General features: G+C 71.3%; 14 protein-coding genes and 1 riboswitch. Of the genes, 9 read left to right on the top strand and 5 right to left on the bottom strand.

Annotated elements, in window-relative coordinates:
• Positions 1 to 99 precede the first annotated feature (99 nt).
• The 4 genes from ACWGJ2_RS29940 to ACWGJ2_RS29925 are packed head-to-tail and all read left to right on the top strand — an operon-like array spanning position 100 to position 2,484.
• Entirely contained in the window at positions 100 to 975 is an 876-nt protein-coding gene (locus ACWGJ2_RS29940; protein ID WP_453349394.1) for a helix-turn-helix domain-containing protein, read from the top strand.
• Complete coding sequence (locus ACWGJ2_RS29935) at positions 932 to 1,150, top strand: DUF397 domain-containing protein (RefSeq protein WP_453349393.1); 219 nt, start codon at positions 932 to 934, stop codon at positions 1,148 to 1,150. The genes ACWGJ2_RS29940 and ACWGJ2_RS29935 overlap by 44 nt, the downstream gene beginning before the upstream one ends.
• Before the next feature lie 28 nt (positions 1,151 to 1,178).
• Positions 1,179 to 2,012: a hypothetical protein gene (locus ACWGJ2_RS29930; protein ID WP_453349392.1), complete on the top strand. Its 834-nt coding sequence runs from the start codon at positions 1,179 to 1,181 to the stop codon at positions 2,010 to 2,012.
• A 37-nt stretch (positions 2,013 to 2,049) separates the two neighbouring features.
• Entirely contained in the window at positions 2,050 to 2,484 is a 435-nt protein-coding gene (locus tag ACWGJ2_RS29925; RefSeq protein WP_453349391.1) for a PPOX class F420-dependent oxidoreductase, read from the top strand.
• Positions 2,485 to 2,506: 22 nt separating this feature from the next.
• Here the strand turns inward: ACWGJ2_RS29925 and ACWGJ2_RS29920 are convergent, their stop codons facing one another.
• From ACWGJ2_RS29920 to ACWGJ2_RS29910, 3 genes are all read right to left on the bottom strand, one after another.
• The gene (locus ACWGJ2_RS29920) at positions 2,507 to 3,463 is read right to left on the bottom strand and encodes an aldo/keto reductase (RefSeq protein WP_453349412.1); all 957 of its coding nucleotides are present in this window, start codon (positions 3,461 to 3,463) and stop codon (positions 2,507 to 2,509) included.
• A 470-nt stretch (positions 3,464 to 3,933) separates the two neighbouring features.
• Positions 3,934 to 4,962: a M23 family metallopeptidase gene (locus ACWGJ2_RS29915; protein WP_453349411.1), complete on the bottom strand. Its 1,029-nt coding sequence runs from the start codon at positions 4,960 to 4,962 to the stop codon at positions 3,934 to 3,936.
• Between the two features lie 361 nt (positions 4,963 to 5,323).
• Positions 5,324 to 5,551: riboswitch (cyclic di-AMP (ydaO/yuaA leader) on the bottom strand.
• A gap of 326 nt (positions 5,552 to 5,877) precedes the next feature.
• Positions 5,878 to 6,984, bottom strand: a complete 1,107-nt coding sequence (locus tag ACWGJ2_RS29910) for a PP2C family protein-serine/threonine phosphatase (RefSeq protein WP_453349390.1) — start codon at positions 6,982 to 6,984, stop codon at positions 5,878 to 5,880.
• A gap of 338 nt (positions 6,985 to 7,322) precedes the next feature.
• On the opposite strand from ACWGJ2_RS29910, the gene ACWGJ2_RS29905 reads away from it, so the two are divergent.
• On the top strand, positions 7,323 to 8,582 hold the full coding sequence (locus tag ACWGJ2_RS29905; protein ID WP_453349389.1) for a PP2C family protein-serine/threonine phosphatase: 1,260 nt from the start codon (positions 7,323 to 7,325) through the stop codon (positions 8,580 to 8,582).
• A gap of 180 nt (positions 8,583 to 8,762) precedes the next feature.
• Complete coding sequence (locus ACWGJ2_RS29900) at positions 8,763 to 8,948, top strand: hypothetical protein (protein WP_453349388.1); 186 nt, start codon at positions 8,763 to 8,765, stop codon at positions 8,946 to 8,948.
• Positions 8,949 to 8,975: 27 nt separating this feature from the next.
• On the opposite strand, the gene ACWGJ2_RS29895 is transcribed toward ACWGJ2_RS29900, so the two are convergent.
• Together ACWGJ2_RS29895 and ACWGJ2_RS29890 are read right to left on the bottom strand one after the other, a co-directional pair.
• Positions 8,976 to 9,314, bottom strand: a complete 339-nt coding sequence (locus tag ACWGJ2_RS29895) for a helix-turn-helix domain-containing protein (RefSeq protein ID WP_453349387.1) — start codon at positions 9,312 to 9,314, stop codon at positions 8,976 to 8,978.
• A gap of 246 nt (positions 9,315 to 9,560) precedes the next feature.
• Positions 9,561 to 10,052, bottom strand: a complete 492-nt coding sequence (locus ACWGJ2_RS29890) for a DUF3662 domain-containing protein (RefSeq protein WP_453349386.1) — start codon at positions 10,050 to 10,052, stop codon at positions 9,561 to 9,563.
• A 380-nt stretch (positions 10,053 to 10,432) separates the two neighbouring features.
• On the opposite strand from ACWGJ2_RS29890, the gene ACWGJ2_RS29885 reads away from it, so the two are divergent.
• The 3 genes from ACWGJ2_RS29885 (at position 10,433) to ACWGJ2_RS29875 (ending at position 12,925) form a co-directional block, all read left to right on the top strand.
• Positions 10,433 to 10,636, top strand: a complete 204-nt coding sequence (locus ACWGJ2_RS29885; protein WP_453349385.1) for a cold-shock protein — start codon at positions 10,433 to 10,435, stop codon at positions 10,634 to 10,636.
• A gap of 247 nt (positions 10,637 to 10,883) precedes the next feature.
• Entirely contained in the window at positions 10,884 to 12,416 is a 1,533-nt protein-coding gene (locus ACWGJ2_RS29880) for a DEAD/DEAH box helicase (protein WP_453349384.1), read from the top strand.
• A gap of 197 nt (positions 12,417 to 12,613) precedes the next feature.
• On the top strand, positions 12,614 to 12,925 hold the full coding sequence (locus ACWGJ2_RS29875) for an SCO5918 family protein (RefSeq protein WP_453349383.1): 312 nt from the start codon (positions 12,614 to 12,616) through the stop codon (positions 12,923 to 12,925).
• Positions 12,926 to 12,980 lie beyond the last annotated feature (55 nt).

The following is a 12,980-nucleotide window of genomic DNA, read 5'->3' as shown; positions in this document are numbered from 1 at the left end:
CTCTGTGTGATGAAGCACTCACAGCGTCGACGTTTGAGGCGTAGCGTCATAGAGGTTCTGGTTCAGCCAGCGGGGCTGCTGAAGAGGAGGGGAACAACCGTGCCACCACGCAAGGATCCCGACGCCGCGGCGAGCGTGCCCGCGTTCTACGGAGCGGAGCTGCGCTGGAAGAGGGAGGCCGCGGGCCTCACCCTCGCGCAGTTCGCCGAGGGCTGTTTCTACAGCGTCGCCTACCTCAGCCAGATCGAGATGGGCGAACGGCGCATGCCCCTGGACTTCGCCCAGTACGCCGACCGACGGCTCCGTACGGACGGGTTCTTCGAGCGACGCTGCGAGGACGTGAAGAAGGCCCGCAAGGGTGGCCACGCGGACTACTTCGCCGACGTGGTGGAGCAAGAGAAGCACGCCATGGAGATCGAGGAGTGGGATCCCATGCTCGTGCCCGGACCATTGCAGACCGAGCCCTACATCCGAGCCGTGATCCGCGCCGCGAATCCCACCGAGGCGCAGGAAGCCGTGGACGTGAAAGTCGCCGCCCGGCAGGCTCGTTCCTGGCTCTTCGAGGAGCAGGGTGGCCCGGAAATCTGGCTCGTGCTGCACGAGTTCGTTCTTCATCAGCCGATCGTCGGCCCCGACGAGATGGCCGAGCAGCTCGACCGGGTCGTCGCCGCGGTGAAGCGACGCCGCCTCATTCCGCAGATCCTTCCGCTGAACGCGGGAGCCCACCCCTTCATGATGGGCACGACTAGGCTCATGACCTTCGCCGATGCCCCGCCACTGATGTACACGGAGGGCATGTACAGCGGGCACATCATCGATGATCCGGCGCTCGTAAAGAACTACATGAAGGCATACGGTCGGCTCAGGGCAGCCGCGCTCCCTCCAGAAGCATCCCTGGCCATGATCGAGTCGGCGACAAAGGACTACGCAAATGGCAAGCGAACAGGCGGATTTGGGTACGGCCGCATGGCGTAAGAGCACACACAGCAACGGCGACGGTGGTCACTGCGTCGAGGTATCCGACGCCCACCCCCACATCGTCCCCGTGCGGGACAGCAAAGCCGCCCCCCACGGCCCCGTCATCGCGTTCCCCGCACCGAGCTGGGACCGGTTCATAGCGGGGGTCAAGGGCGGGGCGTTCTCTCTCTGAGGGCGGAGACCGGCGCATACTCGCGTACATGAGCGACCGTTCCCTCGAAGCCCTCGGGCTTCATGACGTGCCCGCCCTGCGCCCCCTCACGTATCCGGGACGTCCAGTCAGGGAGCCGGTGTTGCTCAGTGGGCGGGAGCTGTTGCCGTTGGGGGTGACCGGTGCGCGGGTGGGGGAGTGGGCCGTCGCGTCCACCGCCGACCCACAGGGGCGGGCGCTCGACCAGGTGCTGGAGGACCTGGGGGACGCGCCCACACGTGAGCGTTACCCCGTCATCGCCGTCGGGTCCAACGCGAGCCCCGCGCAGGTGAGTTACAAGCTCCAGCGCGCGGGCGGCCTCTCGCGCGCCGTGCCCATGGTGCCCGTGGAGATCCACGGCATCGGTGTCGGGCTGTCGGCGCACATCAGCCGCGCCGGTTACGTCTCCGCGTCGCCCTACGTGACGGACACACGCCCCGTCACCCTCGTCGTGAGCTGGCTGGACGAGGCACAGCTCGCGGCCGTCGACGCGACGGAGTTCCCCAACTACGGCCGCGCCCTGCTTCCCGGCGACGGCGACGGATTCCCCATGGTGCTGCCGAACGGTTGGCGGCTGGAGGGCGCGTACCTCTACTTCAACACGCGCGGCCTCCTCGCCCACCCGGACGGCACGCCCCGCCCCACCGCCCCGCAGCCGGACGTACTGCGCGCGCTGCTGCGCGAGTCCGCGCCCCTGCGTGACCTGCTGGGGCCCGACCCCGAGAGCTGGGTCGCGCGAGCCGCCGCCGACCCGCGACGGTGCGCCGCAGGCACCGCCGTCTTCGAAGAAGAGGGCTGGCTGCTTCAGGAGACCCGGTTCAGCGGGTACGCGGTGGCAGGGTAGGCACATCCCCAGGTCCCCCAGCGAAAGGAAGCCCACCATGGCCGACGAGACCCCGCCCGCCCTGCTCGCCCTCCTCAAGGAGCGCAAGCTCGGCGTGCTGGTCACGCTGAAGCGCGACGGACGGCCGCAGTTGTCGAACGTGCTCTACGCCTACGACCCCGACGACCGCCTCATCCGCGTCTCCGTCACGTCCACCCGCGCCAAGTCCCGCAACCTCGTCCGCGACCCGCGCGCGAGCTTCCACGTCACCAGCGAGGACGGGTGGGCCTGGACGGTGGTCGAGGGCACGGCGGAGGTCACGCCCGTCGTCGCCGACCCGTACGACCCCGTCGCGGAGGAACTGGTGCGCCTCTACCGCGACGTCCAGGGCGAGCACCCGGACTGGGAGGAGTTCCGCGCCGCTCAGCTCGCGGAGGGGCGGCAGGTCGTGCGTATCCCCGTGGAGCACGCGTACGGGCAGCCGCTCCGCTGACCCGCGCCCCCGGACCGAAGAACTACGCCGACGCCTCCGTCAGCCGCGCCGCCTCGTCCTCCGTCAGCGTCACCTCGGACACCGCCATCAGCGCCGGAAGCTGCTCGGGCGTGCGCGCGCTGGCGACGGGCGCCGTGACCGTCGGCTGGGCCAGCAGCCAGGCCAGCGCCACGGTCGCCGGTGAGACGTGGCGGGCCTGTGCGATCTCGTCCAGGGCCCGCAGCACCCGCTGGCCGCGCTCCGTCGCCAGATGCTGGGAAGCGGACGCGGCGCGGGCGCTCTCGGGCGAGGCGCCGGGCCGGTACTTGCCGGTGAGGAAGCCGGAGGCGAGGGAGTAGTAGGGCATGACGCCGAGGCCGTAGCGGGCCGCGACGTCCTGGAGTTCGCCCTCGTACGTCTCGCGCGAGACGAGGTTGTAGTGCGGCTGGAGTCCCACGTACCGCGCGAGGCCGAACTCCTCGCTGAAGGCGAGCGACGCGTCCAGCCTGGCCGGCGTGATGTTCGACGCGGCGATCTCGCGGACCTTGCCGGAGCGGACGAGGTCGTCCAGCGCCGTGATGATCTCGGAGACCTCGACGCTCTCGTCGTCGTAGTGCGTGTAGAGGAGGTCGATGTGGTCGGTACGGAGACGGCGCAGCGACTCCTCCACCGCGCTCTTGACCGTGCGCGCCGCGAGGCCCTTGTACTCGGGGTGGGCGCCCACCTTGGTGGCGAGGACGATCTCGTCGCGGACGCGGCTGCCGCGCTCGGCCAGCCAGTTGCCGAGGACGGTCTCGGACTCGCCGCCCGAGTTGCCCTCGACCCAGGCCGAGTAGACGTCGGCGGTGTCGATGAAGTTGCCGCCGTGCGCGGTGTAGGCGTCGAGCACGGCGAAGGAGCCGGGTTCGTCGGCCGTCCAGCCGAAGACGTTGCCGCCGAGGCAGAGCGGTGAGACGGAGAGCCCGCCGAGGGGGCGGCGCTCGCGGGTCAGGTCAGGCATGGCCGTCCCGCTCGCCGTTCCGCCTGCCGCCCCGCTCGGGTTCGCGCTGGTCGCGGAGTTGTCCGAGTTGTGTGTGTCAGCCATACGTGGACCGTAACTCCGCCGGGACGGAAGCGCAGGCCGACGGCCCTGGTGTCGGGGGGTGGTCCACCAGAGCCGCCGGGTCCTGGGCGGGGGCCCGGCCGGAGGACCGGCCGAAGGGCCCCGTTCGCCGCCGCCTCGTCCCCTCCTCGTGCTGTGCCGAGGGCCACGGGGGCCAGGGGCGAGTGGTGCGTGCGCCCGCCTCGGCGGTGCGAGGCGGCGGCGTGGTCGTGAGTGGGCGGGGGCGACCCGAGTGCGCGGGGTGCTGTGTGGTGCGCCGCCCGCCCGAGGCGACCGGGTACCACTGGTCCGGGCTCCCAACCCGGACCCACGTCGACGGAACGGCGTCAGCAGAGCCGCGTCAACGGAACCCCGTCAGCGGCACCCCGTCAGACGCTGAGGCCCTTGCCCCTCAGCCACGCCAGCGGATCGACCGGGTCACCGCCACCGGGCCTGACCTCGACGTGCAGATGCGGCCCCGAGGAGTTGCCTGTGGAGCCGACGCGGCCGATGACGTCGCCGGTGCTGACCTTGTCGCCTGCGGACTTCGTCATCGAGGACAGGTGGCAGAACCACAGCTCGGTGCCGTCGTCCAGCTCCAGCACGATGCGGTAGCCGTACGAACCGGCCCAGCCCGCTTCCTTGATGGTGCCCGTGTGGATGGCCTTGACCGGAGTGCCGGTGGGGGACGCGAAGTCCTGGCCCGTGTGGTCGTTCTGCCACATGCCGCCGGAGGAGCCGAAGCCCGCGGAGAGCTGGTACGAGGAGACCGGGAGCGTGTAGCTCTTGGCGAGCTTGGCGAGGCGGGCCGCCTCCGCCTTGCGGCGCTTCTCCTCCTCGGCCTTCTTCTTGGCCTCGGCCTCTTCCTTGCGCTCTTCCTTGGCCTCCTTGGCGGCTGCCGTCGCCGCCTTGGCCGCGGCGGCCTGGGAGGCGGCCTCGCGCGCCGCCGCGTCCGCCTCGGCCTGCTGGGACTCGGCCTGCGCGAGGATGCGGGCGCGCAGTGCCTCGCCCGCGTCCGTACGGCCAGCCGCCGCGTCCTCCTCGGACAGGCCCGCCTGGCTCAGGGGCGCCTGGACGGCGGCGACGGCCTCCGCGTCGTCCGCGCCGCCCGCGAGGAGGCCGCCGACGCCGGGGAGGTCCTGCACGGAGTCGGCAGCGGAGGCCAGGTCCGGCATGGATATCGCGGCCGGGTCCTTGTCCTTGGCGGTGGCCATGCCGCCCGCGCCGACGGCGGCGATCATGCCGACGCCGAGCACCGCGCCGCTGCGGGCCATGCCGCCGCCGCGCTGCTTGCCCACGCGGTGCCGACCGCGGACGGGACGGACGGAGTCCTCGGTGGGGTTCCACTCGTCGAACGCGTCGTCGCCGTCCTCGTCGCCACCGTCACGCGCGGGGCCGTAGACGTCCGGGACGGGCACCGCCTGGGCGTCGAAGGCCGGGGCTTCGAAGGGCGGGGCCTCGAACGTCTGCGTGTCGAAGGTCTGCGTGTCGAAGTTCCGGGTGCCGGGCGGGACATGAGCACCGGCCGGGACATGGGAGCCGGACGGGGCGAGCGCGTCGGGACGGCCCAGCGCGTCGTAGTTGCCGTACGCGTCGAATGTGCCGTGGCCGTAGCCGGGTGTGCCGTGGTCTTGGCCAAAGCCGTAGCCGTGGCCGAAGTGGTCGCCGCCGTGGGGCGGCCGGCTGTCGTAGGACGCGCCGTACGACGGTGAACCGCCGAAGGACGGCTCGTACGAGGCCTCGGGGGCATGCCTCTTGGACGCCACGGGGGGCGCACTCCTTTCCTTCCTTCTCGCCTACCGGGTTAGCTGACGGGTTCGGAGCAGGAAGGTCTCCTACGGAAGCGCCCGCACATGGAACATGGGCGGGAGAGTCCGATTCACCCCATCCCTCGGAGGGCGGCCCCGGTGTGGGCCGACCGGTGAGAGACCCCCCTCGCCGACGGCTGACGACGGCCGAGAAGTGGTGGTTCCCCGGTTCCCTCGGTGCGCTTCGCGTCGAGTGGTGACTCGCGTTGACGCACGTACGGGATTCGGCGACGGCGCACGGTGCCGACTCTCGTGACGGCTGTGACGACCGCGCTGCGTTATCGAACGTTAATAGAGTCGCGGGCCGAATTCCAAGCTGTTCCGGTGAATTCGTAGTCGCCGTTGCCCTGCACTTTCCCGGGCAGACAGGGGCAATCAGGGGCAGGAATTACCCGAATTGGGGCGCCGGATCGCGGAGAGTGACGAAACATCAGGCTGGAAAGCTGTCTTGAACCGCTCCACAACTCCCCCCTCCCGTCCCCGCCTCGTCTTCACTTCCCCTCCTTCTCCGTCTTCACGTCGGCGTCACGTCCTCCCCCTGCGCCGCGCCACCAGCAGCGCCATGTCGTCCGTGATCCGTCCGCCCGTGTACGCCTCCACGTCCGCGACCAGCGCGTCCAGCAGCCCGTCCGGACCGTCGAAGGCGCACCCGGCCAGGCGGCGCGAGGGCTCGTAGAAGACGCCGCTCCCCTCGCCCCGCGCCTCGGACAGGCCGTCCGTGTAGAGCAGGAGATGCGCGCCGGGCGGGAAGGGCACCTCGTCCGCGCGGTCGGGCCACTCGCCCAGCTCGGGCATCCCCAGCGGCAGCGCGGGGACCCTGGGCTCGATGTAGCTGGGGAACCCGTCGGACTTCAGCAGCAGCGGCGCCGGGTGGCCGCGGTTCACGACGCGGAGCACGCCCGGGTCCTCGGCGGGCACCTCGACGAGGACGGCCGTCGTGAACCCCTCGTACTGGTCGAGCCCCCTCCTGCGGTCCCCCTCGCGCCGCAGCGCGCCCTCCAGGCGGCCCGCGACCGCCTCCAGCGTGTCCTCCTGCTCGGCCGCCTCACGGAACGCGCCGATGACGATGACGACCGCCTCCACGGCCCCGAGCCCCTTCCCCCGCACGTCCCCGACGAGCATCCGGGTCCCGTGCGGGGTCTCCTGGACCGCGTAGAGGTCCCCGCCGATACGGGCGCCGGTCTGCGCGGCCTTGTAGCGCGCCGCGAACTCCAGCCGTCCGATGCGCGGAGGCGGCAGCGGCAGCACAGCGCGCTGGGCCGCCTCCGCGATGATCCGCGCGGAGTCCAGGGCCGCGCCGCTACGGCGCACGATGCCGCTGATGAAGACGGCGAGCGCGGAGACGGTGGCGACAGTGAGAGTGCGCATCGAGACTTCGAGAAGGTCCGACGAGCCGTCCAGCAGGAGCAGCGCCGCGAAGAGGGCGGTGGCTATGAGCCCCGTGCCGATCGTCGCCCGACGAGTGCAGAAGGGCGCTGTCACCAGCGGCGCGGCGGCGAAGAAGGGGGCGCCCGTGATCTCGGAGAAGGTGGTGGCGCTCAGGACGATGCCGAGGGCGAGCATCAGGAGGGGCAACAGGAGGAAGGGGATGCAGCGCCTGCCGGAGCCGCCGACGGGGCCTTCGGCGAGCACGGTCTCCCTGCGGCTGCCGCTGGTCCTGCTCCTTCGGCCCTTCCCGTGCCTCCCGTGCCTCCCGTCCTTTCCGCTGCCCCTGCCCCTGCCCGCTCTCTGGTCCGCCACTGTCCCAATCTGACTCGTGATGACGCGCTCGGCCACTTGACCTGCTCCAATCGCTCCCCCCTTGCGGCCCCCCGGCCGGGTCGACAGCTGAGGGCGCCGCCACACGTTCGCCGCACTCCGTGAGCGCCCGGCGCCCCGGCACGTTCCACTGGAGGCGGGGCTCGCGGCGGGGCCCCGCGCGAGGCGGACGGCGAGCGGCGAGCGGTACGGGGCGGAAGGGAGCGGCGCGCGTGGGAACCGGCAGAGCCGTCGTGCACCTCCGCGCCCCGAAGTGGCCGCCCGCCTGGTTCGGGCTGCTGCCGCCCGTACTGATCGTGCTGGCCGTGACCCTGGAGGAGGCGGCGCCCCCGAAGTACTTCTTCGGCTCGCTGCTCAGCGCCGCAGTCCTGCTGGCCGCGCTCCTCTACCGCCCCCTCGGCACCGCAGCGGTGGGCGCCCTGTGCGTGCTGGTGCTGGCCGTGCTCGACATCAGCCAGGGCTCCGCCTACAACCCGCACATCGTGGGCTCCCTCGTCACCCTGCTCGTCGTCGCGGGGCTCGTCACGCTGCTGTCCGTGGCGCGCGAGCGGACGGTGCGCCAACTCACCCAGGTCCGCGCGGTGGCCCAGGCGGCGCAGCTCGCGCTGCTGCGGCCCCTGCCCGAGCGGATCGGGCCCGTCCGCGTGGCGGGCTTCTACCGGGCAGCCGACGACGAGGCCCTGATCGGCGGCGACCTCTACAGCGTCCGGCAGACCCCGTACGGCGTACGCGTGCTCGTCGGCGACGTACGCGGCAAGGGCATCGGCGCGACGGGCACCGTCGCCACGATCATGGCCTCCTTCCGCGAGGCGGCCGTGACCTGCGAGGATCTGGCCGAGGTCGCCGACCGTATCGAGATGGCGATGGCGCTGGACCGCGAGGACGCGACGGTGCCCGGCGGCGCGGGACCGCCGGGGGACGGCGCGCTGCCGGGGGACACGGGCCCGGACGACGAACTGTTCGCCACCGCCGTGCTGATGGAGTTCCCCGGGGACGCGGAGGAGGTCCGGGTGCTCGATCGCGGCCACCCGCCCCTGCTGCGCCTCGCCCCCGACGGCGCGACCCCGCTGACCGCCACCCCAGGGCTGCCGCTGGGACTCGGCGACCTGTCCGAGGGGACGGAGCGCGCCGAGGGGTTCCCGATGCCCGTCGGCGACATGCTGGTGGCGTACTCCGACGGGGTGACCGAGGCACGCGGCCGTGACGGCGCGTTCTATCCGCTGCGGCAACGGCTGAACGACCACTTCTGCCGCCCCGCCGACGAGCCCGGCGGGTCCGGCGGCCCCGGCGGCCCCGGCTGCTTCGAGGGGCGGGGCGCCGTCCCGGCCGAGATCGTCACGTTCCTCCAGGACGACGTGGCCCGGTGGGCGCCGACGATCGGCGACGACATGGTCGTCGTGGTCCTCCGCCGCCTCCCGTCACCCGAGCCACCCGGACCAGCCGAGCCACTCGGGCCGACGGCCGCCTACTGAGCGGGCCGCGCACCCGGTCAGCCCGGTCAGGGATCGTGCGAAGTCACCGGCCGGTACCGGGACCGGTCAGATCGGGGGGCGTGCCCCTCGACGACCTCGCGGGCCCCGTCGTGCGCCATCCTCCTCACCGCACACGCATGCCACCCCCTGCGCCTGCGCGAGAAGGGCGAACGGATCGCGGTGGACGGCGGGACACGCGACTGCGCGTCCGCACTCCTCGCGCCCCGGCGCTGGTGGCATGCCCGCCATGCCCGTATCGGCAAGGCCCTGGAGCACGAGGGCCGCACCGTCATCCTCACCGCACCCCTCGTCGGCGGGCGGGCACTGCGACTGGTCACCGCGTCCCCGGGCGGCGCGGTCTCATGAGCCGCCCGCCCCCCGGGAACCGTCGGGTCAGTCTCCGGTGGCGTCCTGGGATGCGGCACGGCGGTATTCGACGTTGATGCGCTTTGCCTCTTCGAGCTGGTCTTCGAGGATGATGATGCGGCAGGCGGCCTCGATGGAGGTTCCCTGGTCGACCAGTTCGCGGGCCCGGGTGGCGAGCCGCAGTTGATAGCGGGAGTAGCGGCGGTGTCCGCCCTCCGAACGCAGCGGCACGATCAGCTTGGCTTCGCCGAGGGCACGCAGGAAGGCGGGCGTGGTGCCGAGCATGTCGGCGGCACGGCCCATGGTGTAGGCGGGGTAGTCGTCGTCGTCAAGGTTGCTCGACGGGGTGGGGTTGTCTGCGGCCACTGGCACCTCTCGGGAAACGCGCGTCAAGGGGCCCTGGCGCCGTTACGGCACCAGGGCCCCTGGGCGGGGCAGTTCGTCATCTGCCCCGCGCTTTCGATCTCTGCGAGTACGAGAGAAACACTACCTCCTGCACCGCCGTATGTCTACTCTCGTGATCACAGATTTTCTCCGAGGGGGCATCCGGGGTTCTCCACCCGGTACAGATAGGTGCCCCCGCCGACGGCAGGGGCGTGGCCTGGCGGGCCATCAGGCACCCGCGGGACGCCGGAGATGGGGCCAGGCGCGGCCGGTGGTGCGGGTGGTCGGGGGTGACACGACGGGGAGGGCCCTGGTGGAGTCGTCGACGGGCGGCGCCGGGGCGCGGGCCGGGGTGAGGTGACTGCGTACCCGGTAGCGGGCGGGCCCCGACTCGGAGTGCGAGTGCAGGGCGACGGTGACCGGCCCAGCGAAGTGGTAGTGCTGCTCGGCGGCGTAGCTGCGCACCTGGGCAGCGAGCTGCGGAAGCAACTCATCGTCACTGGTGGAGAGTCGACGGTGGCTTGAGGACGGCAGCTCGATGGTGAAGTGGTTGGGCACCAGCGTCCGGCCCCGGCCGAGGATCATGGCGTTCACATCGCACTCCCGGCGCAGCATCGCCACCACCTCCATCGGCTTCTGCCTTTTCGGGCGGCGCACCACGGACCAGGCCGTGGATGTCCAGCGCTCCATTGCACGTTCAATATTGGTGATTCGTCCCATCGACCGCTGCTGCCCGCTCCCGGGCCGGCCATGTCCCCCCATACGGGTGAACCATTCGCGCGACCGCTCTTCTTGGAACGCTGCACTCCGGGCAGGCCAATACCTGTAGCGGCGAGGAAAGGGTTCAACGCGCCTGGCGAGGAGTGTTTTTACCGCATCCAACAGAGCGGAATTATTTACCGCACGCGGGCCTTCACCTCGTGCTACGGTCGGTGTCAGTTGCGGTTGTGGTTCCCGAAGCTTCAGACGCCTTCACCGGAATTCTCGGTCCCTGGAGGCGTTTTTGTATTGCCGGTCACTTTTCCGGACAGGGCATCATCGCGGCGACCAGGAACCCGCTCATCGCGGGCCCCGGCGTACCGCCCTGAAGGAGATATGACGTGGCATCAGGAACCGTGAAATGGTTCAACGCAGCCAAGGGCTTTGGCTTCATCGAGCAGGACGGCGGCGGTGCCGACGTGTTCGCCCACTTCTCGAACATCGCCGCCCAGGGCTTCCGTGAGCTGCTCGAAGGCCAGAAGGTCACCTTCGACATCACACCGACCCAGAAGGGTCCCGCAGCCGAGAACATCGTTCCGGCCTGACGCTGCCACCTGGGACCACGGAGCCCGCCGCGGATTTCCCCGGGATGCGCTCCTCTCCGCAGCTCCGTCGGTCACGTCCTGGATGTGACATCCACGGAATGTCACCGATTCAGTTTCCTGCGCAGTGCAGCGCTGCGCTGCACGTCAGATTTTTTTCCCATTCCATTCGGCCCGTTCTTGTGGTTCCCCGCACTTCTCTTCCGTCGCGGGAATTCCTTGATACGTGCCATATCAAGGAAGGTTCCCAATGAACCCCACACGTACGAACAGCCGCTCCTCCCGCCCCCGTCGGGGCAACGGCCCCGCCTTCGGCTCCGGCGCCGGTCCGAAGCGGGGCGACCGCTTCGGCTCCCCCGCCCCGAGCCGTTCAGGGGGGCCGAGCCGCCCCAGGGGTCAGGGTCGCTCCGGTGGTCAGGGCAGGCGGCCCGCGGCGGTTCAGGGCGAGTTCGCCCTGCCGGAGACGGTCACTCCCGCTCTGCCCGCGGTGGAGGCGTTCGCCGACCTCGACATGCCCGAGCAGCTCAGCGCGACGCTGACCGCCCAAGGGATGAGCGTTCCGTTCCCGATCCAGGGCGCGACGCTGCCCAATACCCTCGCGGGCCGTGATGCCCTGGGGCGCGGGCGCACCGGTTCGGGCAAGACTCTCGCTTTCGGACTGGCTCTGCTGGCCCGCACCGCCGGACAGCGCGCCGAGCCCCGCCAGCCGCTGGCCCTGGTCCTCGTGCCGACGCGTGAGCTGGCCCAGCAGGTGACCGACGCACTCACCCCCTACGCCCGCTCGGTGAAGCTGCGCCTGGCCACCGTCGTCGGCGGCATGTCGATCGGCAAGCAGGCCAATGCGCTGCGCGGTGGCGCCGAGGTCGTCGTCGCGACGCCGGGACGGCTCAAGGACCTCATCGAGCGCGGGGACTGCCGTCTCGGCCAGGTCGCGATCACCGTCCTGGACGAGGCCGACCAGATGGCCGACATGGGCTTCATGCCCCAGGTCACCGCGCTCCTGGACCAGGTGCGCCCCGAGGGCCAGCGGATGCTGTTCTCCGCCACCCTCGACCGCAACGTCGACCTCTTGGTCCGCCGCTACCTCACCGACCCGGTCGTCCACTCCGTCGACCCGTCCGCAGGTGCGGTGACCACGATGGAGCATCACGTGCTGCACGTCCACGGCGCCGACAAGCACCGGACGACGACGGAGATCGCAGCGCGCGAGGGCCGGGTGATCATGTTCTTGGACACCAAGCACGCCGTCGACCGGCTGACGCAGGACCTGCTGAACAGCGGAGTAAGGGCCGCGGCGCTGCACGGCGGGAAGTCACAGCCGCAGCGCACCCGGACCCTGGCCCAGTTCAAGACCGGGCACGTCTCCGTGCTGGTGGCCACGAACGTCGCCGCCCGCGGCATCCACGTGGACAACCTCGACCTCGTCGTCAACATCGACCCGCCGACCGACCACAAGGACTACCTCCATCGCAGCGGCCGTACCGCGCGCGCCGGCGAATCCGGCAGCGTCGTCACCCTGGTCACCCCCCACCAGCGCCGCGACGTGACCCGCCTCATGGCGGCCGCCGGCATCGTCTCCCAGACCACCCAGGTCCGCTCCGGCGAAGAGGCGCTCAGCCGGATCACCGGCGCCCGAACGCCCTCCGGCGTCCCCGTGACGATCACCGCACCGGTGGCGGCCGAGCGGCGCAAGCGCAGCTCGGGCTCACGTGGCCGACGCAGCCCCGCCTCGGGCGCCCGGCGCGCCGCGGCACGGCGGTCCTCCTTCGACGCGGCGGCATAGGCCCGTCCGCCTCTCCCGCGACGGCCATGAGCAGAGCCCGGCGCGCGATGCGCTACCGACGGCTCGACGCCCTGCCCGTGGTCGATGAACTCGGCAGCGCTCCGGGCGTCCCCGCCCTCGCTCTCGCCCTCGCCCGCTGAACAGCCTCAGCCACGGCCGCACCACCCCCTTCGTCCTTCTCCCCGTGAGGCATCACCATGCGCTGTGTCATCGCCCGCTTCCCTTTCGACCTCACCAAGGCCGGCGTTCTGCAATCGATGAAGGGCGTCAAGCCTGAGGAAGTCCTCGGCGAGTCCGTGATCATCGGGCGCCGCACCTACCCCGTCAAACAGGTCGGCGAGGTCGTCACACGCCAGGACCGCCGCGATTTCAGTGCCGCCGAAGTGCTCCGGGCCATGAACCGGCTCGGCTTCACCTGCCGCGACCTTCCCCGGGCCACCGCGCCCACGCGTGTGCTCACCCCCTGGCAAGAGGCTTCCGCCATGCTCGGCACCCCTGCGGCCGTCTGACCGGCAGGCAGGCGCGTGGCGCCGTCCACACAGCGGTGAGGGGCCGACCGGAGTA

The sequence above is a fragment of the Streptomyces sp. NPDC054796 genome (assembly GCF_053611545.1).
This window is presented reverse-complemented; position numbering and strand designations above follow the sequence as displayed.

Coding starts and splice junctions, on each gene's coding strand:
- ACWGJ2_RS29935 (WP_453349393.1), top strand. CDS start 932: ATGGCAAGCGAACAGGCGGATTTGGGTACGGCCGCATGGCGTAAGAGC.
- ACWGJ2_RS29930 (WP_453349392.1), top strand. CDS start 1,179: ATGAGCGACCGTTCCCTCGAAGCCCTCGGGCTTCATGACGTGCCCGCC.
- ACWGJ2_RS29925 (WP_453349391.1), top strand. CDS start 2,050: ATGGCCGACGAGACCCCGCCCGCCCTGCTCGCCCTCCTCAAGGAGCGC.
- ACWGJ2_RS29920 (WP_453349412.1), bottom strand. CDS start 3,463: ATGCCTGACCTGACCCGCGAGCGCCGCCCCCTCGGCGGGCTCTCCGTC.
- ACWGJ2_RS29890 (WP_453349386.1), bottom strand. CDS start 10,052: ATGGGACGAATCACCAATATTGAACGTGCAATGGAGCGCTGGACATCC.
- ACWGJ2_RS29880 (WP_453349384.1), top strand. CDS start 10,884: ATGAACCCCACACGTACGAACAGCCGCTCCTCCCGCCCCCGTCGGGGC.
- ACWGJ2_RS29875 (WP_453349383.1), top strand. CDS start 12,614: ATGCGCTGTGTCATCGCCCGCTTCCCTTTCGACCTCACCAAGGCCGGC.